The sequence below is a fragment of the Flavobacterium sp. Arc2 genome (genome assembly GCF_041431385.1).
Classification (GTDB): Bacteria; Bacteroidota; Bacteroidia; order Flavobacteriales; family Flavobacteriaceae; genus Flavobacterium.
The window spans coordinates 1-24505 of record NZ_JASMRH010000021.1 but is presented as its reverse complement, the minus strand read 5'-3'; the positions used below and the strand labels follow the sequence as shown (position 1 = coordinate 24505).

General features: G+C 33.4%; 18 protein-coding genes. 7 read left to right on the top strand and 11 right to left on the bottom strand.

From position 1 onward, the window contains the following. Positions 1–105 precede the first annotated feature (105 nt). Positions 106–2007 (top strand): alpha/beta fold hydrolase, encoded by a 1902-nt coding sequence (locus tag QO182_RS14400; RefSeq protein WP_371562322.1) that lies wholly within the window; start codon positions 106–108, stop codon positions 2005–2007. 296 nt (positions 2008–2303) lie between these two features. On the opposite strand, the gene accC is transcribed toward QO182_RS14400, so the two are convergent. The 6 genes from accC to pdxA form a co-directional block, all read right to left on the bottom strand. Next, positions 2304–3650 (bottom strand): acetyl-CoA carboxylase biotin carboxylase subunit, encoded by a 1347-nt coding sequence (gene accC, locus QO182_RS14395; protein WP_371539472.1) that lies wholly within the window; start codon positions 3648–3650, stop codon positions 2304–2306. Positions 3651–3740: 90 nt separating this feature from the next. Then, positions 3741–4217 (bottom strand): acetyl-CoA carboxylase biotin carboxyl carrier protein, encoded by a 477-nt coding sequence (accB, locus tag QO182_RS14390; protein ID WP_371539474.1) that lies wholly within the window; start codon positions 4215–4217, stop codon positions 3741–3743. 23 nt (positions 4218–4240) lie between these two features. Next, on the bottom strand, positions 4241–5239 hold the full coding sequence (locus QO182_RS14385) for a beta-ketoacyl-ACP synthase III (RefSeq protein WP_371562320.1): 999 nt from the start codon (positions 5237–5239) through the stop codon (positions 4241–4243). 176 nt (positions 5240–5415) lie between these two features. After that, positions 5416–5610 carry a 50S ribosomal protein L32 gene (rpmF, locus tag QO182_RS14380; RefSeq protein ID WP_007137315.1) on the bottom strand — a complete coding sequence of 65 codons (195 nt, stop codon included), beginning with the start codon at positions 5608–5610 and terminating at the stop codon, positions 5416–5418. Between the two features lie 9 nt (positions 5611–5619). Then, entirely contained in the window at positions 5620–6192 is a 573-nt protein-coding gene (locus QO182_RS14375; protein ID WP_371562318.1) for a DUF177 domain-containing protein, read from the bottom strand. Between the two features lie 84 nt (positions 6193–6276). Then, a complete protein-coding gene (pdxA, locus tag QO182_RS14370; protein ID WP_371562316.1) occupies positions 6277–7326 on the bottom strand; it encodes a 4-hydroxythreonine-4-phosphate dehydrogenase PdxA in 1050 nt (349 codons plus the stop codon). A 58-nt stretch (positions 7327–7384) separates the two neighbouring features. Between pdxA and QO182_RS14365 the strand changes: the two genes are divergently transcribed. From QO182_RS14365 to QO182_RS14340, 6 genes are all read left to right on the top strand, one after another. Beyond that, a complete protein-coding gene (locus QO182_RS14365) occupies positions 7385–7972 on the top strand; it encodes a riboflavin synthase (RefSeq protein ID WP_371539485.1) in 588 nt (195 codons plus the stop codon). Positions 7973–8676: 704 nt separating this feature from the next. Next, positions 8677–9891, top strand: a complete 1215-nt coding sequence (locus tag QO182_RS14360) for a phage integrase SAM-like domain-containing protein (RefSeq protein ID WP_371562314.1) — start codon at positions 8677–8679, stop codon at positions 9889–9891. Positions 9892–10916: 1025 nt separating this feature from the next. Continuing rightward, positions 10917–12482 (top strand): IS21 family transposase, encoded by a 1566-nt coding sequence (gene istA / locus QO182_RS14355; protein ID WP_371562312.1) that lies wholly within the window; start codon positions 10917–10919, stop codon positions 12480–12482. Positions 12483–12504: 22 nt separating this feature from the next. Then, positions 12505–13236, top strand: a complete 732-nt coding sequence (istB, locus tag QO182_RS14350) for an IS21-like element helper ATPase IstB (protein ID WP_371562310.1) — start codon at positions 12505–12507, stop codon at positions 13234–13236. Positions 13237–14056: 820 nt separating this feature from the next. After that, positions 14057–16390, top strand: a complete 2334-nt coding sequence (locus tag QO182_RS14345; protein WP_371562309.1) for a TonB-dependent receptor — start codon at positions 14057–14059, stop codon at positions 16388–16390. 12 nt (positions 16391–16402) lie between these two features. Next, positions 16403–17440: a PepSY-associated TM helix domain-containing protein gene (locus tag QO182_RS14340; RefSeq protein ID WP_371562307.1), complete on the top strand. Its 1038-nt coding sequence runs from the start codon at positions 16403–16405 to the stop codon at positions 17438–17440. A 2150-nt stretch (positions 17441–19590) separates the two neighbouring features. On the opposite strand, the gene QO182_RS14335 is transcribed toward QO182_RS14340, so the two are convergent. The 5 genes from QO182_RS14335 to QO182_RS14315 all read right to left on the bottom strand — a co-directional run bounded on the left by QO182_RS14335 (position 19591) and on the right by QO182_RS14315 (position 24478). Beyond that, positions 19591–20712: a hypothetical protein gene (locus QO182_RS14335; protein ID WP_371562305.1), complete on the bottom strand. Its 1122-nt coding sequence runs from the start codon at positions 20710–20712 to the stop codon at positions 19591–19593. A 9-nt stretch (positions 20713–20721) separates the two neighbouring features. Next, the gene (locus QO182_RS14330; RefSeq protein ID WP_371562304.1) at positions 20722–20934 is read right to left on the bottom strand and encodes a hypothetical protein; all 213 of its coding nucleotides are present in this window, start codon (positions 20932–20934) and stop codon (positions 20722–20724) included. A gap of 131 nt (positions 20935–21065) precedes the next feature. Then, on the bottom strand, positions 21066–22259 hold the full coding sequence (locus QO182_RS14325) for a GIY-YIG nuclease family protein (RefSeq protein WP_371562302.1): 1194 nt from the start codon (positions 22257–22259) through the stop codon (positions 21066–21068). Continuing rightward, on the bottom strand, positions 22252–24186 hold the full coding sequence (locus QO182_RS14320; RefSeq protein WP_371562300.1) for a DEAD/DEAH box helicase: 1935 nt from the start codon (positions 24184–24186) through the stop codon (positions 22252–22254). Before QO182_RS14320 ends, QO182_RS14325 begins: the two co-directional genes overlap by 8 nt. Positions 24187–24229: 43 nt before the next feature. Then, entirely contained in the window at positions 24230–24478 is a 249-nt protein-coding gene (locus QO182_RS14315; RefSeq protein ID WP_371562298.1) for a hypothetical protein, read from the bottom strand. Positions 24479–24505: the final 27 nt, after the last annotated feature.

The following is a 24505-nucleotide window of genomic DNA, read 5'->3' as shown; positions in this document are numbered from 1 at the left end:
ACACCCTTTTTTACTGTAATGATTATTAAAAAGAGTTAACATAATCCTCTGAGTATTTTTAGATTATTATCGTAATTTAGAACCTTAAAAAATACCTTTCTTTTTATGAAAAAAATACTTCTTACAACCCTAACAATGATGAGTTTAAGCGCAATGGCCCAAAACGTAATGTCACCAGAAACCCTGTGGAAATTGGGAAGAGTGAGTTCCCTAGGCATCTCTAAGGATGCTAAAAATGTAGTTTACAAAGTAACTACACCTTCTATCGAAGAGAATAAATCCAATTCAAAATTCTATACCATTCCTGTAAACGGAGGGACCCCAACCGAAGTTACCGAGACAAAGGATCTAGTAAAAGACAAAAATATTTCACCAGATGGAAAGTACCTTGTCTATAATGAAGAGGTAAAAATCAGCAATGTTCTTGGAAAAGATTTCTATCCTGACCTGGAAAAATCTGAAGTACAAATCTACGACGGTTTAGACTACCGCCATTGGGATACTTGGAACGAAGGAAAATTCAACCATGTCCTTTACAAAGAAACTACTGAAGGTGCAGTGGGAACTGATATCATGGGTAAAGAAAATTTTGACAGTCCGCAAAAGCCTTTCGGTGGAGATGAAGATTACATCTGGTCTCCAGACAGTAAAAAAATTCTTTATGTAAGTAAGAAAAAAGCAGGGACTCAGTATGCCATTTCAACCAACACCAATATTTTTGAATATAGCTTAGAAACTGGCTTGACTACAAATAGAACTGAAGACAATCCTGGTTATGATGTAGCTCCGCAATTTTCTCCGTCTGGCGACCTGACGTGGTTACAGATGAAACGCGAAGGTTATGAAGCCGATAAAAACGATATCATCGTTGATTTTAAAGGCATCAAAATGAACCTTACCGCTAATTGGGACGGTACTGTTGACAGCTTTCTTTGGAGCAAAGATGGAAAAAAAGTCTATTTTACAGCTGCTATTGATGGTACAAAACAACTTTTTGAAGTGAATTTTCCAGGTATGACAAAAATTGCAGTTCGCGTGCAACAGATTACCAATGGAGATTTTGATGTAAATGACCTAATTGGATTTTCGGGCAACAACATTATTGTTACCAGAGCAGATATGAACCATGCTTCGGAGATTTTTTCTTTCGATTTAAAGAAAAACAATTGGAAACAAATCACCAATGTAAATACAGCTACCTACGATTCATTGGCGCTAAGCAAGACCGAAAGAAGATATGTTACCACAACTGACGGTAAGAAAATGTTAGTATGGGTAATTCTACCTCCCCATTTTGATGCTACAAAAAAGTATCCTACACTTTTATATTGCCAAGGAGGACCACAAAGCGCATTGACACAATTCTATTCTTTCCGTTGGAATTTTCAGTTGATGGCTGCTAATGGTTATATAGTTGTAGCACCTAATCGTCGCGGAATGCCAGGACACGGAGTAGAATGGAATGAGCAAATCAGTAAAGACTGGGGCGGACAAGTAATGGACGATTACCTTTCAGCTATTGATGATGTATCTAAAGAAAGTTATGTGGACAAAACTCGTTTAGGTTGCGTTGGAGCAAGTTATGGTGGCTATTCGGCATTTTACTTAGCCGGAATACACAATAACAGATTTAAAACTTTTATCGCTCATGATGGTGTTTTCAACACGCAAAGCATGTTTGGCACAACCGAAGAAGTTTTCTTTAGCAACTGGGATTTCGGTGGACCTTATTGGGAGAAAGACAATGCTACAGCTCAAAAAACCTACACCACCTTCAACCCTATTAATTTAGTAGAAAAATGGAATACTCCAATTTTAATTATCCAAGGAGGAAAAGATTTTAGAGTTCCAATAGGACAAGGTCAAGAAGCGTTTCAAGCTGCACAATTGCGTGGTATAAAAAGTAGATTTTTGTATTTCCCCGAAGAAAACCATTGGGTTTTAAAACCGCAAAACGCTCAAGTTTGGCAAAAAGAATTCTTCAAATGGCTTAAGGAAACTTTGTAACTAAAATACAATTCATTCCACACTAACCTACTCCTATGGGAAATAAGCACTATACTATTCCTGTAAAAGTATTTATTAGCCACTTTGCCCTAACGGCATTAGTTAGTAGTGTGAAATGGACTTTTATATTCTAAAAATGTTGTTTACACATCACTAAAAAAATAGTATGTCGTGAAAATCAGAAACAAAGTGTTTCCTTTAAAAGTAAAATGTATACTTTTTACCCATTTCATTAAAAATTGACCATAAAAAAAGCCGTACAGCAATGTACGGCTTTTTAAAAATATTGTAATCAATTATTCTGGAGCAATCATTTTAAACGTATCCATGAAAGCGGTTGTGTAATCGCCTGAGATGTAACGCGGATCATCCATTAATTGTCTATGAAAAGGTATTGTTGTTTTAATTCCTTCAATTACAAATTCATCCAAAGCTCTTCTCATTTTACTAATTGCTTCCTCGCGAGATTGGGCAGTAGTTATAAGTTTTGCAATCATTGAATCATAATTTGGTGGAATTGTATAACCTGAATATACATGTGTATCTAATCGAACACCGTGTCCTCCTGGCATATGAAGTGTAGTGATTTTTCCTGGAGACGGTCTAAAATCATTGTAAGGATCTTCAGCATTTATACGGCATTCTATTGCATGTAGTTCTGGTAAATAATTTTTACCCGAAATAGGCACACCAGCAGCAACTAATATTTGTTCACGAATTAAATCATAATCAATTACTTGTTCTGTAATAGGATGCTCCACCTGAATACGCGTATTCATTTCCATGAAATAGAAATTACGGTGTTTATCAACTAAGAATTCAACTGTTCCAGCACCTTCATACTTAATGTATTCAGCGGCTTTAACTGCAGCATCACCCATCTGCTGACGTAATTCGTCTGTCATGAAAGGAGAAGGAGTTTCTTCCGTTAATTTTTGATGACGTCTTTGTACTGAACAATCTCTTTCTGAAAGGTGACAAGCTTTTCCATAAGAATCTCCAATAACTTGGATTTCGATATGGCGTGGCTCTTCAATTAACTTTTCAAGATACATTCCATCATTACCAAAAGCAGCAGCAGACTCTTGACGAGCACTCTCCCATGCTTTTAATAAGTCTTCTTCTTTCCAAACGGCACGCATTCCTTTTCCACCACCACCAGCAGTAGCTTTTAACATAACTGGAAAACCGAATTCTTTAGAAAGTTCTAATGCTTGTTCGTAAGATTCTAAAATACCAACAGATCCTGGTACACATGGCACACCAGCTTCAATCATAGTAGACTTAGCTGAAGCTTTATCTCCCATTCTGTCAATCATTTCTGGAGAAGCACCAATGAATTTAATTCCGTGTTCTTGACAAATTTTAGAAAATTTCGAATTCTCAGATAAGAATCCATAACCTGGATGTATTGCGTCAGCATTTGTAATTTCTGCAGCAGCAATAATATTTGACATTTTCAAATAGGACAAATTGCTTGGAGGCGGTCCTATACAAACAGCTTCATCTGCAAATCTAACATGCAAACTTTCTGCATCTGCAGTAGAATAAACCGCTACAGTTTTAATGCCCATTTCTTTACAAGTTCTAATCACACGCAGTGCAATCTCTCCTCTATTGGCAATTAATATTTTTTTAAACATCTTGTTTTAAATTTTAAATTATGAATTTTAAATTTTAAATTATTTCAAAACAACAAATTTGTTAGCTCGAAATATATAATTTAAAATTAATTAAGATGGATCTACTAAGAATAAAGGTTGGTCAAATTCTACCGGTGACATGTCGTCAACCAATATTTTTACAATTTTACCAGAAACTTCAGATTCGATTTCGTTAAACAATTTCATTGCTTCAATTACGCATAAAACGTCTCCTTTACCAATAGTTGTTCCAACTTCTACAAACATAGCTTTGTCTGGAGATGGTTTTCTATAAAAAGTACCAATGATAGGTGATTTAACAACTATAAATTTTGAATCTTCAGCAGCCGGAGTAGCTACTGGTGCTACTGGAGCTACTGGCTGTGGAGCTAAAGCTTGTTGTAATGTGTTTTGAGCTGGTAGTTGTTGTACATACGTAGTCTCTGTGGTATTACCTTCTAGAGTTGTTCTAATGGTGATTTTTACATCATCCATTTCCAATTTAACTTCTGCAACTCCCGAATTTGCTACAAATTTGATTAGGTTCTGAATTTCTTTTAAATCCATAATTATTTGTTTTTAGTTTAAATTTATTTTTTGTCGTATGCCCATTTTAAATAAACAGACCCCCAAGTGAATCCTCCGCCAAAGGCAGCAAAAATCACTGTATCTCCTTTTTTGAATTTATCTTCAAAATCACTTAGCACTAAAGGCAATGTAGCTGAAGTAGTATTGCCATATCTTTCAATATTCATCAATACCTTAGAGTCTTCTAAGTTCATTCTACTTGCAGTAGCGTCAATAATTCTTTTATTAGCTTGATGTGGCACTAACCAGTCAACATCTTCATTAGTTAAATTATTTCTTTTCAAAATTAATTCACTAGCGTCTGCCATGTTAGTAACCGCATATTTAAAAACAGTTTTCCCGTCTTGAATAATATTGTGTCTATTCTCTTCTATTGTTTTAAAAGAAGTAGGATGTAAAGATCCTCCAGCATCAATTTTTAAAAAATCACGACCTACACCGTCACTTCTTAAATACTCATCCTGTAATCCCAATCCTTCATAGTTTGGTTCAAACAATACAGCACCTGCACCGTCACCAAAAATTATACAAGTAGATCGGTCTGTATAGTCTACAATAGAAGACATTTTATCAGCACCGATTAGTAGTACTTTTTTATACTTTCCTGATTGAATATATGCTGAGGCAACAGACATTCCGTATAAAAAACTGGAGCAAGCTGCCTGTAAATCAAAACCAAAAGCGTTTGTAGCACCAATTGCAGTTGCAACATATGCTCCTGTAGATGCCACTGGCATATCAGGCGTGGCAGTTGCCATAATCAATAAATCTATTTCTAAAGGATCTATATTTGCCTTAGCAATTAAATCTTGTGCTGCTTTTATGGCTAAATACGACGTTCCTTTGTCTGCGTCTTTAAGAATTCTTCTTTCTTTAATTCCTGTTCGAGAAGTGATCCACTCGTCATTTGTATCGACCATCGTTTCCAGAACTTTGTTTGAAAGTACAAAGTCAGGCACATAGGCTCCAACAGCGGTTATTGCGGCTGTAATTGTATTCATGGTATTTGAATATTTTTCTCCAAATAATGACATCTGAAAAAACGATTAAAAGAGTTGAAAATTACAAAAAAATATCTAAACCTCTTGATTTAGAACTTCTTATTTAATGAAAATTAAAAACAACAAAAAAACTCTCACGATGTGAGAGTTCCATTATCATTTACAAAAAAAATGCATTAAGCAACAGCTACAGACTTATCTATAACAACTTGCCCTCTGTAATACATTTTCCCTTCATGCCAGTAGGCTCTGTGGTATAAATGTGCTTCACCCGTAATTGGGCAGGTAGCGATTTGTGCTACAGTAGCTTTATAATGTGTTCTTCTCTTATCTCTTCTTGTTTTGGAGATTTTTCTCTTAGGATGTGCCATTTTACTATATTATTTATCCGTTAATAGTTGCTTTAACTTGTCCCAACGTGGGTCAATATTCTCTTCTTTATCTTGTATTTTATCTTCTTCAACCTCTTCATCATTCTCTTCCCTATGTTCTTCCAGAACTAATTCCTTAAGTCTTTCAAGAGCCTCCGTTTTTAAACTTCCGTCTTGCACACCTGGATGAACCCGCCTTAGAGGCACAGAAAGCGCAATCATTTCATATATATACTGAGCAACGTCTATTTCAAATTCTCCAAAAGGTAGAATCAGTAATTCCTCATTATCATTGTTATATACGTCACCAAAACGAACTATCAATTTCATTTGTCCTTCTATTGGCAAATCAAAATCTTCACTCGTTAAATCACAAGGGACATTTACTGTTCCTTCGTGCTTGAAAATCAATTCCAGCATCGTGCTTTTCTTCTCTAAAACTACATTTACTTTGATGTCTGAATTTTCAAATTCATCATAATCAAAGATTTCAAAGAACGCATTACTTATTTGATATTCAAAATGATGTTTTCCTAGCTTTAATCCCACAAAAGGAATTAAATATTGTTTAGTCTTATTCATTTCAACAAAATTTTGCCCCAAACTTCGGGAGTGCAAAGATATAAAATTATTACAAAACTAATAACCTTATTTATCTTTTTTTATTTAGTGTTGTTTTTCTCTGATCTTTAATGGTTTTTGACTGATTTCTTCATACTGTATTCTGGAACGATAAATATCTAAAGCAAGATAAACCGCTTCCTTAAAAGAGTTATAATCCGCAATCCCTTTTCCAGCAATATCATAAGCGGTACCATGATCCGGAGAAGTTCTAATCTTATTCAAACCCGCTGTATAATTAACTCCTCTACCAAACGACAATGTTTTAAAAGGGATCAAACCTTGATCATGATAAGCAGCAATTACCGCATCATATTTCTCATATTGTCCACTTCCAAAAAAGCCATCTGCTGCAAATGGACCAAAAACTAATGTTCCTTTTTCGAATATTTTTTTTAACGTTGGTCTTAATACCGCATCATCTTCTTTACCTATCACCCCGCCATCACCACAATGCGGATTCAATCCTAAAACTGCAATCTTAGGCTTATTGATACTAAAATCCTGGATCAAAGACTTTCTTATTGTTTCAATTTTTTCTTTAATCAGTTCTTCTGTAAGTCTCGACGCGACTTCACTTACCGGAATATGATCCGTCAGCAAACCAACTCTCAAATTACCCTGAACCATTAACATCAACGCATTTCCTTCTAGTTCCTGATTTAAATAATCGGTATGACCTGGGAATTTAAAATCGTCTGACTGAATATTGTATTTATTTATGGGCGCGGTCACTAAAACATCTACCAACCCTTCTTTTAAAGCATTTGTAGCCGCAACAAATGATTTCACAGCATATTCACCCACTTTATCATCATTAACCCCAAGATTCAAATCTACTCCTTCTCGCCAAAGGTTCAAAACATTAATCTTTCCGGGTAAAATTTGATCTAGTTTATCAATACCGTGCAAAGCAACCGTCGAATCTAAATTCTTTTTTATAAATGACATTATTTTCACATTGGCAAAAATGACAGGCGTACAAAGCTCTAACATCCGTGAATCCTCGAAAGTTTTCAGTACCACTTCGCTTCCAATACCGTTTAAATCTCCTATTGAAATTCCTACGATAATATTTTCTGCTTTTTTCATCATGACCACAAGTTATTTATTGCTAATTTTGAAGTGCAAATTTAGTAAAATAAAATAAGAAATGTTTACAGGAATCATAGAAACCCTTGGCACTATCAAGGAAATACGAAAAGAGAAAGACAACCTTCACATCACAATGGACTCTTCAATAACTACCGAACTCCAAATTGATCAAAGTGTTGCTCACAATGGAATCTGCCTAACCGTAGTCTCTCTAAAAGACACTACCTACACAGTAACAGCTATTGATGAAACGATCAAAAAAACAAATCTAGGAAGCTGGCAGGTGGGCGAAAGCGTCAATCTTGAAAGAGCCATGAAGCTAGGCGATCGGTTGGACGGTCATATGGTCCAGGGACACGTAGACCAAACCGGCACCTGTATTGTTGCAAAAGAAACTGGTGGAAGCTGGCTTTATACTTTTGAATATGACGAAACACTAAACAATCTCACCATAGAAAAAGGCTCAATTACCGTAAACGGCGTAAGCCTAACGGTCGTGGACTCAAAAAAGAATGAATTTAGCGTAGCCATCATCCCATACACACATGAGCACACCAACTTCTCCACCTTTGAGGTAGGCACCAAAATAAATTTGGAATTTGACGTTATTGGTAAATATGTTTCTAAACTATACAGCAACAAATAAAACGGTCAAGGCTTATAAAAACAAAAAAAAGCCCAATAATTTAAATTGGGCTTTTTGTTTTTAAGTTATTCTTGTAAATAATATAAATTCCGAATACAACCGCAATTAGCACTAGTATCATAATACTTTCATCTAGCGGAACAGGACACGGAATACAGGTCCCAGGAGGAGGAGGAGGAGGACCTCCCGCCCCGCCCGTCGTCCCATCATACGTGCCGCATGGACAAGGATCATCTGCTGCATATATCGCAGTCCAGGACAACACCAGCAAAACCGTTAATAAAAATCTTTTCGAGACAATCTTCATATGTTCCAAAAATAGAGAATCAATTGATATAAAAAAATAAATCTAAACTATTTATTCTAATTTAGTTATGAAAATAAATTAATATCAACATCATCTTTTGTATAAAAACACCTTCTAACAAAGATATATTTCAGAAGAACCAATTTCAACAAAATTAAAAAACCCCTTAAAATCAATGATTTTAAGGGGTTTACCGTGGTCCCACCTGGGCTCGAACCAGGGACCACCTGATTATGAGTCATATTTACTTTATATTAGTTTAACCTTACTATTACTCATTATACTTGATAATAAGCGCTTTATGATTTTTAAAAATAAAAATAAATCATTATTTATTATAATAATTGTATTTTTGCTCGTCAAATGCTCGTCAAATGCTCGTCAAAAATAAAATACAATGCTTGTATCCTATAAATTCACATTGAAACCAACACCCAACGTAAAGGGTGAATACTCTATAATACTTGTGTTGATTAAAGATAGAATAAACACAAGTTTATCTATCAGGAAAAAATGTTATCATGAAGATTGGTCATTTGAAACCGAGCGCCTAAAAAAAACACATAAAGAATACAAGCAAATCAATGATCTTATCGGAAAATATTCGGATCGAATTAACGATATAATCTATGAATTCCAAACTGATGAAACCCCCTTCACTTTACAAGATCTAACAAACAAATTTAAAAAGAAATCAGGTAAACAACAAACAATAAGTTATACTAGTTTTCATGAAAACCTACTTGAAGAAATAAAAAATTCAGGAAAATTATCAACCTACAACCTTGAAAAAGACACTTTACGATCTATTCAACGTTTTTTCAGTAAAACAGAAATCACATTTAGAGATTTATCTCTAGATGCGATTTATAAATATCAATCTTTTTTAAATGGTAACAATAACAGCCAAAGTACTATCGGCATAAGAATGCGAACTTTAAGAGCAGTTTTTAACAAAGCCATTACCCGAGAAATTATTCCTGCGTCCATGTATCCATTTAACAAATTTAAAGTTTCCAAAATTAAAGAAAGCGGAAAAAAAGAATACTTATCAGAAGAAGAACTTGAACTATTGAAGAATGCCAAACTAATAGAAAAAAATGAAATTAAAGCACGAGACATGTTCTTACTAAGTTACTATGGCCGAGGAATTAATTTTATCGATTTAATGCAATTAAAAAAAACAGACTTATATAAAGAAACAATTACTTACAAAAGAAGTAAAACAGGTGTAATCGTAAACTTTAAATTAAATGAATACTGGAAGAAAAAAATCCAGGAATACGAATCTGAAATTGATTCATTTTATATCTTTAATATTATTCATAATAATCAGAACTCTCAAATTTACATCAATAATAAAAAACAAAAATATTTAAAATCCTATATTAACACACCCCTCAAGAGAATTTTATCTGATTTAGGTATTAAAAAAAACATAACCTACTATTGTGCAAGGCATACTTTCGCAACAGTTTTGAAGTTTAATAACATTTCAATAGACATCATCAAAGAGGCTTTAGGTCATAAAGATATTAAATCCACAATGTCCTATTTGAACACACTTCCAAGTAATACTTTAGACAAAATGATCGATGATGTTATTTTTTAGTTAAGATGTTTTTAGAAAAACTAGTCCTCATGTGAAGTGAATTTTTTTAAATATTTACTTAACAGAGCATTCCCGTTCAAAACTTCTTTTTTAAGGGTGTTAGTAGAGGTTTTTTATTTATTTACATGTTTTAAATTTAAATTCACTTGCTTCTTTATATGAGTCAAAAAAAAAAAATGTTTCTCTTTTTTTAATTGATTCTAATAATGAAATGTTTTGACCCCTACAAAACAGGAGTATTATTCTAAATTTCGATTATTAATTATGCAGTCAACTTATTCATTAAAATTAGATTTTTACTCTGATTCCATTTTATAATTGGGTAATACGTCCCAAAAGCCCATCTAGCTTAGTATTATTATAAAAAATTAGATGTCTTTTTAGTATTAGTTCAATTTCTCAAAAGTTCTATAATCCACTCTTGTAAATACTTCCTTCTTTAATATGCCATGATAAGCTTTAATACGGTCATTTTCTTCTGGCTTAGCGACGCGTATAAGATGCTGCTGCACGCCCCATTAGCCCTAGAAACTCTCGACCAGTAGCAGCAATAAACCGACTCCCATTATCGCTTCTAATGACTACACTTTCAGGGTACTTAAAATTTCAAAAGAAGTCTAAAAAAAATATGTCCTCCTCTTACTATATATAAAAAAAGAAATAGTTTTTAATATTCTACGTGTATGAACATCTATTATTGATAGCAAATAGGCATTTTTAAGTACAATAGTAATTTACTGGATATTCCGCTGTAAAGGTCGCCACGATTCCGCTACAAAGTGCACCAGGATTCCGCTCCAAAGTACACCACCCATTCCGCTGCAAAGTACACCACTTATTCCGCTGCAAAGGTTACCACTTATTCCTGAGCAAAGTGCACCACTTTTCTCCTGATTTAATACTTGTAAAGGACTGACATTCCGACACAAAGTGCACCACCTATTCCAGATCCTTTATCTCACTAAGTAGAGATTTAACCGTCATTTACTATAAGTTTGGTTTGTAATCAAAAAACCACTTGTAGTATGGCAAATAAACCACTTAGTATGATTAAGATAAGACAGGTACTTTTATTTTTAGAACGTGGTGCTTCACAGCGTACCATAGAAAAAGAAGTTCGAATTTCTAGAAGGACAATCGCAGGGTATTTGCTGAAATTTACGCAAACAGGAGTTGATTTCAAAGAATTACTAAAGCGTTCAGATCAGGAGCTTGAACAAATACTAGGCCTTTTAAAGCCTATTGTATCGGAAGATACTGATCCCCGAAAAGTTCATTTTAATAATCTGATCGGTTACTTCAGCAAGGAACTTAATCGAACTGGTGTAACACGTCTATTACTTTGGGAAGAATATATTAAAGAATATCCTGAAGGTTTTCAATATTCTAGATTTTGTGAACTCTTACAAGATCAGGAGAAGGTAAACAATGCTGTAATGCATTTTGTTCATACTCCTGCAAAGCTGCTTGAAGTTGATTTTGCTGGCGATATGCTTCACTATGTTGATACTTCAACTGGGGAACTGATTGCATGTCCTGTATATGTTGCAGTCCTTCCTTTTAGTGGTTATGGCTACGTAGAGGCTTTACCTAACGCAAAACTACCTCAAGTAGTTAAAGCCTTGAATCATACCATTGAATACTTTGAAGGGGTTCCCTTGACTGTTAAATCAGATAACATGAGACAATGGGTGTCTAAAAGTTGTAAGTACGAACCTGTATTTACGGATATGCTCGAGCAATGGGCCAACCACAATAACATTGCTCTGCTTGCTTCTCGCCCGTATAAACCCAAAGATAAGCCGTCTGTAGAGAATAATGTAAAGATTACATACAGACGTATTTATGCTAGTCTACGTAACGATACTTTTCATAGTCTTGCTGAACTCAACAAGGCTATTAGAGAAAAACTTGATTATCATCATCAACTGAACTTTCAGAAGAAGGTATACAGTAGGCTTGAGTTGTTTAAAAGCGAGGAAAAAACACTACTACAGCCCCTTCCAGAATCCCCATACAGTATCAGGCATTATACCAAAGCAAAGGTTCAGAAACATTACCATGTACTGGTGGGTGAAGACTGGCACTTTTACTCCGTCCCTTACCGCTACATAGGGAAAGAGGTGCGTATTGCTTATGATCAGGATGTCGTGGAGATCTATTGTGATTCACAAAGGATTGCTGTGCATACCAGGAATTACACTAGCCATGGTTATACCAGTATCACAGAACATATGCCCGAAAGACATCAGGTCATTAAGAATCAACGTGGATGGAGTCCTGAATATTATCTCAAAAAAGCAGAAGAAAATGGCCCTAACACTTTTGAATTCTTCAAAAAAGTGATGGATAGCAAACTGATAATTGACCAGTCCTATACCGCTTGTTTAGGTCTACTGAGACTCATGAGTTCTTATGGTAATATCCGAATGGAAGCAGCATGCAAACGGGCTTTAAGAGGGCATAAATTCAGTTACGGTGTTATTAAAAACATTCTAGAGAAGAGTATGGATTTACTCGAAGAAGAGGCCGTTATCGAGTTCCGTATCCCCGAAAACAGTAACCTCAGAGGCCCTGAAGCCTATAATTAAACAACTTATAAAACCCTAATAAATGAACACACAAAACACATTAGAACAGCTTAAAGGTCTTAAATTGACTGGTATGGCTAAAAGGTACGAGGCCGCATTATCACTTCCTGTACATGAACAAGAGGATGTTCATTCTCTCATAGGCATGCTCACTCAGGCGGAAGTGGAATACAGAGAGTATTCCAGAACACAGAAGTATCTAAAATCAAGTAAACTCCGTTATCATGCCTTACCAGAAGATATAATTTGTAATACAGAAAGAGGTATTACCAGAGAACAGCTACTCAGACTATCTGATGGCATGTTTATAGAAAAAGGAGAGAATGTCCTGATAACTGGCGCCACTGGCTGTGGTAAATCTTTTATGGCCTGCGCTTTGGGGCGTAGTGCTTGTTTACATGGTTACCGTACCCAGTATTTTAGTATGAACAAGTTCATGGATGCCGTGACCCAAGCCAGGCTTGATGGATCGTACTTAAAATGGATCAAGAGTATCTCATTAAATAAGCTTCTAATATTGGATGATTTTGGACTAAAACCTTTGAATAATGATGCTAGGATTGCCTTGCTAGATATCCTTGAAGATCGATACGCAATAGGATCAACTATGATAACTTCTCAGCTACCAATAGACACTTGGTATAACTTCATTGAGGAGCCAACTCTGGCCGATGCTATAATGGACAGATTGTCAGCTTCTGCACACAGAATCGCACTAACAGGTAAATCATTGAGAACTAAAAAAAATCATTAACTTTGAAAAATATCATCTTTACTTAGTGATGATAAAGGACGATTTGACTGGTGTACTTTGCTCCGGAATAAATGGCGCACTTTGTTGCGGAATCGTGGTGTACTTTGCTCCGGAATGAGTGGTGTACTTTCGTCGGAATATCTAATTTACACCATTTTTATGTCCAATGCTAAGAACTCGAAATGCTTAGCGGTGTTTACTTTTCTGTTTTTAAAAAATTTACATCCAGAACCACTAGGCTTAATCCTTTTACCAAGGCTTGGTATGCTGTAATAACTGCTTTGAAACATATCAACTAAATATTTCTTGGATTGTACTACCCAAACTTTTTTTTTAGAAATTATCGTCCAGCCTCTAATTTAATTTCCATGTTAACTAATAACTTACGTAATATTTTATTCTCTTCTTCCGATTGCTTTGACTCTTTACTAAGAGCATCATAAGTAACTTTAAAACTCGCTTCTCCTTGCCTGTCTTGTTTCTTTTTCCACCTTTATAAAATACCTGTACTAGCACTGTATTTATAGCAGGTTTAAACGGCTCGCAATTCTTCTGAAAAGCATAGAATTTCTAGCATCTCTTCTACACTCCATTTCTTGTATTTCATATCTTAAATGTATTATTTGAATTGTAAAATTCAACTCCGACTTATAAGGGCCAAACAAAAAAGTGTATTTCTAAGTGAATGAGGCTCTTGTATATTATGAGAGTTTTGCTTAAACAGTATTAAGACAAATTCTTAAAAAAAATACTATTTATTATTAATCTAAATAAAAATAAGACATACCTTTGCAAACTTAACTCATAAATTATTAATAAAATGAACTTGAAATTACTCATTGTATTACTGAGCATATCTAGCACTATTGCTCATTCTCAAACAAATTTAAAAGGTACCGCGAAAGATGAAAATGGCAACCCATTGATTGGAGTCAGTATAGTACTAAGCCCAACGCAGGGAACAACTACTGATGCTGATGGAAATTATACCATAACAAATTTAGGGAATGGAAATTATACACTCAAAGCTTCTTTTACAGGATTAAAATCACAAAGCAAGATTATAAATATTTCAAATCAGAAAATAAAAATTGCTGATTTTGTACTTGTAGCATCTAAACAAGAACTTAATGAAGTCATAATCACCTCAAATAGAATGCGTGAAACTTTAGACGAAGTACCTTCTTCAGTTTCTGTGATAACATTAAAACAAATTGAAAATTTGGCTCAAACAAGTAATTCTGTTGCTGATGTATTAATGGAGATTCCTGGAATGGCGTTAAGTTCTAATCAAACCAGTAGTACCGGACAAACGTTAAGAGGAAGGAAAATGCTTGTTTTAATTGACGGTATTCCGCAATCTACTCCACTACGTTCTGGCGGTAGAGATGTAAATACTATAGATCCAAGTAGTTTAGAAAGAGTTGAAGTTATTAAAGGTGCTACTGCTATATATGGAAATGGTGCCGATGGCGGAATAGTAAACTACATTACAAAGAAACCAAATGCCACAAAAAGGTTCGCGAGTACAACTTCAATAGGTACAGAAGCTTCGCTGGTGGGCATGGAGAATACAGTAGGGTCAAAAATTACACAAACTTTCTCAGGTAAACTTAATAAATTGGGATACGTTGCTAGTGGTAGTTTTAGACAAATAGGTGTCTATAAAGATGCTAATGGAGAAGTTATTTCACCAAGTTATGGTTTGGGCGAAACAAGTCAATATACCTTATTTGGTAAAGTGAATTATGACATTAGCAAGAAGCAACAAATTGAATTAATGTACAATTATTTCAGTAGTAATCAAGATTCTAAATATACGCCACAGGTTGGTGTTTATAGAGAAAGTCCAACTATAGGCGTTTTAGGAGAGCGAGTTGGTGTTGATCAAGGAAACAAATACAACCATAATGCACAGCTTACCTACAAGTATGATGAAATTTTTGGTAAAACTGATTTTAGGTTGAATTTATATATGCAAGATTTTAAAACAATCTATGATTATTCAGATACTTTTTATGATCCTAACTTAGGTTTTGACGGTGGACAAACATTGATCGTTTCATCTAAAAGAGGAGCGCGATTAAATTTCTCAACACCATATTCTTTTGGTGAGGTAGACGGAAATATTCTTTATGGTTTAGACATTTTAAATGACAAAACCTCCCAAGATTTAGTAGATGGAAGAAAGTGGACACCAGAAATGAAAATGACCAACTTTGCTCCTTATGCACAAGTAAAAACACTTTACAAAAACTTCGTTCTTAAAGCAGGTATTCGATTTGAAAATATAAATATCGATATTCCAAATTATATCACGATTACTCGATATAGCTTAGGTCAAACTACCTCAAATAGCGGTGGTATCGCTATAGATGGTGGCACTCTAGATTATAACGCAACTACTTTCAATGCCGGTTTGCGTTATATTAAATGGCAAGTTTTCAAACCGTTCGTTAGCTTTTCACAAAGTTTTTCTATTGCAGATTTAGGAAGAACACTTCGTTCTGCCACAGAAAACACGGTAAGTAATATAAATTCAGAATCTGTTATTGCTAACAATTATGAAGTTGGTTTTAGTAGCCATATTGGAAAATTTAATTTGAATGGAGCGTACTTTATCAGTACTTCTGATTTAGGCTCTACATACAGTGAAACAGCAAGTGGTGCTTTTGTTATTCTTCGTCAACCAGAAAAAGTATACGGTTATGAGCTTTCTTTAGACACCAAATTAACTAGAGATGTAACTTTTGGAACTTCAATATCGTACACCGAAGGTAAATTAGATAGTAAAGACAGTGGAGATTTTGATACCTATATGGGAGGAGATAGAATTCCGCCAATAAAAATAGTTTCTTTTTTATCTTACAATTGGGATAGCAAGTTTGATTCTCGCTTATCTATGATATACAGTGGAGATAGAGACCGCTTTGAGGCACCTTATAGTTATGGAAGGGGTCCTGTAAACAATTTCAGCACTTTAAATCTATCAACAAATTATCATATTACGCCATCAACTACACTTAGTTTAGGAGTTAGAAACTTATTAAACAAGGACTACTATCCATTGACATCACAGTGGAACGCAAGAAGTTCTAACTATGTGAAAGCAAACGGTGCACAATTTAATGTTTCACTTACTGCAAGCTTATAAATATTGAAGACTATGAATAACAGAATCCTATTAAAATATCATTCCTTCTTAGGTCTTATTGCAGGAGTTTTTTTGTTTACTTTGGGTATTACGGGTTCTGTTTTAGTCTTTTCAGCAGATATTGATCTTTTGCTCTTTGATAAATATACATCTACTACAAGTACTAATGAACTGCAGTTAGACAAGGCGATTAGTGAAGTTCAGAAAAAGTTTCCTGATTGGAGTACAAGAATTATCAATTTTGAAAGAGGGAAAACAATACAATTTGATTTAAGAAAACTTGATGTTAAGCAATATGCATTTTTGAACCCAATTTCAGGAAAAATTACTGCCGTTATTGACGCAAATAGTCCTTTGACAAAGTGGCTTTTAAAGTTTCATTACTCCTTACATGCTGGTATTCTAGGAGAAATTTCGCTTTTTTTAGCCGGGATCGCTTTTTTATTATCTTTAGTTACAGGGATTGTTGTCTACCGAAAAGTCATCTTGAAAACACTTTTATTCCAAAAAAAATTGAATAAAAGTAGTAGGCAGCACTATTATTCTACTTTGCATCGCTATGTGGGTGTTTGGGCTTTGCTACTAAATATACTCATCGTTATTACGGGAATCTTCTTGTCATTTAATGTTGTTGCCTCAGGTTTGCAAAAAACACCGATACCAACTATTCCTCTAATTAAGATATCTATCGAAAAGGTATTAATAGATGTTAAAAGGCAATATCCAGATTTCACAGTTACCTATATTAGACTTCCAGCTTCTGAAGATGGGAAAATTGTTTTCAACGGAAGTTTTGAGGGAGACCCCTTTTATTTGAGTAAATATTACAATAAAATTGCAGTAGAATACAAAACAGGCGAAGTAATTTCTGTTAGTAAAATTTCTGAATCTGATTTTATAAGTAAACTATTGAGCAGTATTTTACCTATGCATTCTGGTCACTATGGAAATTGGTTTATCAAAGTGATCTATTGCTTCATTGGTCTTTCTGGACCTTTTTTATCAATAACAGGGTACTTTATATGGCTGAAAAGAAAAAAGTTGATTTAATGAAAAGCCTTTATCTAATAGCTATAAGCTCCTGCAAAATAATTATTACTTCCATTGTAAATTATTAAAAATTATTTTATCGGGATTTAAAATCGGTAGTGGGATTGCAATGGATAATTCTAATTAAATCGACTCCCCTTTTCACTTCATTTTACTATCGGTATAATCACAAATATTACCTTTATTTATTTTTTGGAATAAAGAAATAAGACCGGTAAAACGGAATTTTAAAATCCTACTTGTCTGGAAGCAGCAAAATTTAAAAAAAAGAAATACTAAAAGCTACATAATTGAATTTAGTTGCATGTCTCACATAAAAATATAAATAAATTAAAGTCTAAAAGTGATTTGAACATAGTTATTTCTTGCTTAACTATTTGATACTTTAACACCAAATGTCTTACTTCAATTCCACCTGGAGTTCATTTAGAATCTTCAAAAATTTTAAAATTTGAACTATGGATAGACAAATAAAACACGAAATAAAAGTTAAGGAACATTTTTAGAATTATTTTTTAATTTCAAAACCATTCTCTGGTTCTGTATTTAAAATAGCGATGGCTTCTTTTTTTATGCACCAAATTTCAACATACTGAAGTACATCAAGTTTCATCTTATCTTAATTTTAAGTGTATTTCCTTAAATCGCTAGTAAGAATAACAATCTTATTTTCATTTCAATTTTCGTTTTTATATTTGGCAAAAGTGAATAAAGGTTCAATAAAAAATATTTTTCATCTACTTCATCAATCTTAAAAACAGATAAATTAACTTACTAATTACCAATTATATTCTTTATTTGAATGTAATTGGTCTTTAAATTTAAGAAAGTCCTAGTCTACTATAAAGATTTTTATGGGTATTGGGCAATTGTTTCGCTTTTTACTGATTTATTTAAGCGGTGCGCTCGTATAGCAGTTAAGAACATAATAAATTCAAATTCTCGTGAAGACAGCGAATATTTATTAGTTCATATCTTCTCATTATAATTAGTTTTATTAAATATAAATTTAACAAAAACCTCTAAATAGTTTTTGATAATTTCATTCGTAATTAAATCATAGCTTCCTTTTAAGATATAAATTAGTTTTCTTCCTTTAGGTCTAACAAATGTTATTTCTGAAGTAGCCTTTATAATATTTATCTTATAAATTAGTTGCTTAAATATAATTTATTTATATTGAGAATTCAACTATTCTATGAAAGGTTAACAAAGAGTAAATATCTTTCAAAAAAAATATCTAAAGAAAAAAAAGAAAGTCGTCGTAGCAGTGGAGGTTTCAAAAGAAGTCCAGTTTTTTTAAAAAAATACTACCCATCTGTTCTTGCTTAATTTGGTCGTGATTTTAAATTCGGATTATGAATTGGAAATGTAAGGGTGGAGATTTTTTCAAAAACCCGTAGGGCTTGAACTTTACTTTATGAAACCGTAACTTACCTTTACTTTCTTTTTATTTATTTATTTTTATAGCAGGGTGTTTCTTGTTTACACTCTTATGGGATAGTTCTTGAGGAATCGATAATCAAACACCCCCAAGCACCGCAGAAAATGATAATTGTAGCGATAGCGGAAATTATTGTTTTTCGAGGAGCGCAGTGGCGGGGTTGCGGCAATCGAACAGCCACGCTAGACCAAGAATGGAACGTAGCTTTTGCGAAGTGGAAAAAAGGGATCGCAGCGTGAAACGGCGGGGGAAATATAAAAGTCAGCCTTTGGCGTTCCTTGATTTAGGGCAAAGTGATAACGGAGCCAACCCCGATGGCTGTGCGAAGGAGCAACCGCTGAAAAAAATATAGGGCGGCAGACATAATACTGCTGGAATGTAGTGTAGCGTAGTTTACGGAGCGAAACGGAATGAAGCGGTATTGTGGATGCATAAGCCCGACCGAACGCAGGAAGAGACCGTGTGAAGATGAGGAACGAACAGTGCTAAAAAAAAAGCTGCTTATTTTCAAGCTGCTATTTTTTTAGTACTGTGAAGTGCCTGTGGAACGGAGGGAAACCTAACAGTTGAATTGAAATAATAAATTGCCTATTTACCGAAAATGTTCTTATGAAAATATAAGGTTGACCGACTGGAACAGCCGAACGGAACAAAGGGAACGACCGAAGAGAGACCGCTAAATTGTATATAGGTCGATTATTTTATATCAAACAAAACCTAATGTGAAATCACAAATGAAAATTAGTATAAAAGAAATAATAAAAATTAAAACAATTTTAGAGACATATGCTTCAACTCCAATAAACCTAACTCTTTTCTCTCCATTATTTATTCGAAATGGCGTAAACAAACCCAGCACAATATTTATAAAAAAAAGCAATAGAATTTTAGTGTAAATTGTTTGAATCAATATCTGTTGATACCAGGCCGAGTCAATGAGGTTAAGTGAGAAAAGTAGTGAAATTAAAATTATAAGAAAAAAAAGTGTTGATAGTATGGTTGCAGGAATAAATATAAGTTTTTGAACAGCAAATCTTTTATTTAGACTTTCCTCTTCATCAAAGCAAATATAGGTGCAGTTTATATTTAGAATTCTATCACCCATTATGGTAAATATATTACCTGGAATATTTTTTATTTCTGTATTACCGTCTAGTTTTTTATACCTAGTAGCCTTTAAAAGATGTATTTTTTCTAGTTTACAAATATCATGAGGGTTGATATCGTAATCAGCATACAATCCAGAATAGAGAGTTGTTTCATCTCCTTTTTCTGAAACTAAAACATCTAAATATGTATATTTAACTTTTAGATCATGGTCAATATTAGATGCAGTATATTTCTTGAATTTAAGTATTTTACCCGAAAATAAATAATGCCAATTATTATTATATCTAAAAAATTTCCATCTAGTATCCCAACCAAAAAATAGAACAAATTTACTTATAAAAAAGCCAATCATAGCTGAAAAAAAATACATCCCTCCGATAAATGGAAGATAAACTTTATAGATATTTTGTGATAGACCACTAAACTTATCAGGTGATGCTTGAGTAGTTGGCTGAGAAATAAAATTAGCGTCAAAACTATTTAAAACATTATCTATATTAATTCCATTATCACTAATTGAATTAAAAAGAGCCACAAAGCATAAAGATAAAATTATACCAACAAAAAGTGAGTATACCAAATTTATGGCACTACTATTATTTAAATTTATCTGCTTAGAAAACTCACCGTTATAATAAAATCTTCTTGCTAAAAAACCTGGTATTATGAGAAAAAATGAAATGAAAATTATTGCATATACACCAATAGTTACCTCCATCAATTAAAATTAAAGTACTATAATATCGTGCTTTGTAGTTTCAGAAGATCTGTTCTCTTGAATTTTTTTAAATATTCTATTGTAATCTTCATTATCATTGGCTAGATCCCAATTGTTTGATGAAACTCTTGTAGTATCCGTTTCTTCGTTAATATTTTTAATATCCGCAAGAACTGGGAAAAGTAACTCCTTCCAATTTATATTTTTTATAAATTTTTTCATGTCTTACTGTAATTAAAAAACTTATTACAAAACTACATAAAATTAGTTATTAACAATGTTTTTTAACATATAATATATAAGTCATTGTTATTCAGTAAAATACAAATGCTGCATAAAGGATTGTTGAAAAACTACCTCAACACAATACCTCTAACCTCACCATCATATCTATAATCAACAATCTCCCCAGTGATAATCAATTCAATTGCTTGTTCAATAACATCAAAAGGTGCTACAAACCATTCTCTTGGGGTGTGCCGTCTTTTGTTTTCATCGTAGATGTCGATGTTTAAGCAGGCACTACCAAAGAAATTATGCAATAATTGCTCTAGCTTTTGTGGATTCATATTAAAGCATTTCCAAGCACTTTCTATTTTTACTGGAGCCATTAAATAGGTAGGCTCTTTTTCTGCGTTTTTGATTCGTTCCTCAACTGCATCAGTCGAATATCCAATTTTATAGAGGTTTTCCATTGATGCTATCCGTGCGTCTTTACTTTTGGACCTTAACACATAAATATATCCTGCTTCTTTATCTTCTTCGGTAATGTCGCTGAACTTTTCAAGAAAAGATTGGTTTACATCCTCTTTATTTTCAGAAACTACTTGGCCATTGGCATATAATATTTTCTCAACAGACCTTTTGAGCATATTAGATTCTGTACCATTTTCGAAAATACATCTTGTTCTTCCATCTTCTCTCACTCTTGTACCGTCTTCTTTATAATGGTCTTTTCTAGAAATATCTATTTTTTCCAATAAAAATAAAACTCCATTTTGAACATAATAGGTGCCGGCTCTAAGGTTACCCATAGTAAAATCTACTAATTGCCTTTTGCCTTCTGCCAAATCCTTTTGTACAGCTTTTAATAAAGATTCATATTCTTCAAAGTTTTTACAAGGCTTTCTTCTTGCAACAAAATCTGTTGGTTCTCTCTTTTCGGGTTTTGGAGTATGTTTAAAATTAAACAAATCGGTATCATCTTCTAATAAATCAAACGTATCATCATTAAAAATATCGTCTATTGAATTGATTTCTTTTACCTCAAATTCAAGTATGTTATTCGTGTCAATCTCTTTTAACTGTTCTTTTTTCTCAGGGCTTTCTCTTATTCCTTTTAATCTAGTATATAATTGATATTCTGATATATTAGTAAGATTGGACTGTGGTTCTCTGTTGTATTTTTCTACAAATTCATTTACCTCATTGAATGAAGCCATTAATCTTTCGTCTGTGTTTTTTACGCCAGATGATTTTGGTTTGACATTTAGAATATCAAACTCATCATTATTAAAAATATCGTCAAGTACTGAATCCTTATCCATTTGCTAAACGTTTTCTTTTTTCTTCTTTTAAATAAATAATACATTCTGCCATTCTTTTTTCCAATGGATTATTTGAATTTAGACTTGGTTCTTTCTCATGTAATTTTCTAAACTCAACAATTTTGGGCCATAATATTTTAGCTTCTTCAAAGTCCATTTTAATACGTGTGGCTTCAATTGTATCTTGAATTACTTTTAGCACTTTGGTTGTTACTGATTTTGATAAAATCTCAAATGCTTTTTGAAAAGGATTCACCTTGTCTATCAAATCAATATGAATATCGTCAATATTAATGAATTTGTCCGTCATGCGAATAAATCGTTGGTCTCCTACTTCTTTTATCTCACCACTTTTAATTACAGAATCTACTACCACATATTGACGGATTTCCTCAATTTCTTCATCTGATAATTCAGGATATTTAACTCTAATGATTTTAGGAATTAGTACTTTATTAATCACTTCAGGATCAATATTACCAGGCATTGCTTTTAACATGGAATCATCTTGTAGAATACTTGCTTTTAAATCATTCAAATCTGATTCTACAATGTCTTTAACCCTTTTAGAACTTGGTTCTTTAAAACCTCTTATTTTTATTTCTCCTGATTTAATATCGTCATCATCATTGTCTAATTTTGTTTTGAATTTGAAATTAGGAGCCAAAACTTGTTCCATTAATAAGGAAGCTGTAATAGCTTTCAACATATTATTTGTGGCAACTTTAACATCATCTTGAATCGCCTCGGGCTGCGCTATTAAATTGGTAAATTGTGCATGTGTTTTATTATTACTATCACGAGTGCAACGACCTATAATTTGGATAATCTCTGTTAATGAACCTCTGTGACCAATTGTTAAGGCGTGTTCGCAAAAAGGCCAGTCAAAACCTTCTTTGGCCATTCCTAAGGCAATAATTAAATCCATATCATCTACTGATTTAACATTACGCAGGTAGTTTACAATTTTATCTCGTTCTCTGCCATTGTCCTCTACTAAATCGGCTATTTTTATTACTTTACCATCAGAATGTCTTTCGACAAAAATTACTCCTGTTTCAGCATCTTGTTTGATTACTTTACCTATAGCATCAATTATAAAATCGACTTCATTGTGTTTGTCTTTTGTAGATTCGCCAGAATTTACATTTGGAATATGAATGATTGTTTTTTTATCAGTATCAAGGATTTCAAGTATGGCTGAAGTGTATTTACCCGAATAGAAATGATACCCTATTCCCAGTGATTTTAAGTAGTTATATCCGTTTAATTGCTCATAATAATTATATGTTACCTTAGTGAATTTAGCTTCGTTCTCAGGCGTTAGAATGGGCACGCTATCCCCTCTGAAATAAGAACCTGTCATAGCAATAATATGCGCTGTTGACTTGTTCATTATTACTTTTAATAATTCTCCTAATCTGTTATTTACATCAGCAGAAACGTGATGAAATTCATCAATTGCTAATAAGGTGTTATTGAATTTGGTTTCATCTAATGTATCACAAGCAAAACGAAGTGTGGCGTGTGTACAAATTAATATCTTTTCGTCACTATCCATAAAATTATGGAATGCTTGAACTTTGCTTTTGCTTCCATCTTCTCCTGGTGTACAAAGATTGTAAACATCAATAGGTTCCCAATTAGCAAAAAAACCATCTTTTTTTAAATCCGTTTTAGAAAACGAACTACCAATAGAACGTTCAGGAACAGCAACAATCACTTTCTTGATTCCTTGATTAATTAATTTATCTAAAGCCAAAAACATCAGGGCACGAGATTTTCCAGAAGCTGGAGGTGCTTTTAATAATAAATAGTTAGCATCACGAGCTTCAAAAGCACGAGATTGCATTTCGCGCATTCCCATTGTATTGGTATTGGTACTTTGACCTGTTTGGCTGTATGTAACGTCAACTATATTTGGCATATTACTAGGTGTGTTATTTTATTTTGAAGTACTTAAACTTTACTTAGGATAAAGCTTGATACAATTTCAATTTCAATTCCTCTGAATAATCATATTCATAAATAATAGATTGAATTATTTCTAATAATAATTCTTTATCAATTTTATTATCTGCTACATGAACCGCTATGTTTTCCATTCGTTCCATAAAAACAGTTACTCTGTTATCAAAACCATTTATTTCTAGAAAATAAGCTGTTAATGTGCAAATTCCAGTGATATTGACCACCCAATTCCAATTTAAAGTGACCACCTGATTCCAATTCAAAATGACCACCTA

Bases quoted from the DNA above. Each gene is read 5' to 3' on its own strand.
- QO182_RS14400 (WP_371562322.1), top strand. From the start codon at position 106: ATGAAAAAAATACTTCTTACAACCCTAACAATGATGAGTTTAAGCGCA.
- accC (WP_371539472.1), bottom strand. From the start codon at position 3,650: ATGTTTAAAAAAATATTAATTGCCAATAGAGGAGAGATTGCACTGCGT.
- accB (WP_371539474.1), bottom strand. From the start codon at position 4,217: ATGGATTTAAAAGAAATTCAGAACCTAATCAAATTTGTAGCAAATTCG.
- QO182_RS14385 (WP_371562320.1), bottom strand. From the start codon at position 5,239: ATGAATACAATTACAGCCGCAATAACCGCTGTTGGAGCCTATGTGCCT.
- rpmF (WP_007137315.1), bottom strand. From the start codon at position 5,610: ATGGCACATCCTAAGAGAAAAATCTCCAAAACAAGAAGAGATAAGAGA.
- QO182_RS14375 (WP_371562318.1), bottom strand. From the start codon at position 6,192: ATGAATAAGACTAAACAATATTTAATTCCTTTTGTGGGATTAAAGCTA.
- pdxA (WP_371562316.1), bottom strand. From the start codon at position 7,326: ATGATGAAAAAAGCAGAAAATATTATCGTAGGAATTTCAATAGGAGAT.
- QO182_RS14365 (WP_371539485.1), top strand. From the start codon at position 7,385: ATGTTTACAGGAATCATAGAAACCCTTGGCACTATCAAGGAAATACGA.
- QO182_RS14360 (WP_371562314.1), top strand. From the start codon at position 8,677: ATGCTTGTATCCTATAAATTCACATTGAAACCAACACCCAACGTAAAG.
- istA (WP_371562312.1), top strand. From the start codon at position 10,917: ATGGCAAATAAACCACTTAGTATGATTAAGATAAGACAGGTACTTTTA.
- istB (WP_371562310.1), top strand. From the start codon at position 12,505: ATGAACACACAAAACACATTAGAACAGCTTAAAGGTCTTAAATTGACT.
- QO182_RS14345 (WP_371562309.1), top strand. From the start codon at position 14,057: ATGAACTTGAAATTACTCATTGTATTACTGAGCATATCTAGCACTATT.
- QO182_RS14340 (WP_371562307.1), top strand. From the start codon at position 16,403: ATGAATAACAGAATCCTATTAAAATATCATTCCTTCTTAGGTCTTATT.
- QO182_RS14335 (WP_371562305.1), bottom strand. From the start codon at position 20,712: ATGGAGGTAACTATTGGTGTATATGCAATAATTTTCATTTCATTTTTT.
- QO182_RS14330 (WP_371562304.1), bottom strand. From the start codon at position 20,934: ATGAAAAAATTTATAAAAAATATAAATTGGAAGGAGTTACTTTTCCCA.
- QO182_RS14325 (WP_371562302.1), bottom strand. From the start codon at position 22,259: ATGGATAAGGATTCAGTACTTGACGATATTTTTAATAATGATGAGTTT.
- QO182_RS14320 (WP_371562300.1), bottom strand. From the start codon at position 24,186: ATGCCAAATATAGTTGACGTTACATACAGCCAAACAGGTCAAAGTACC.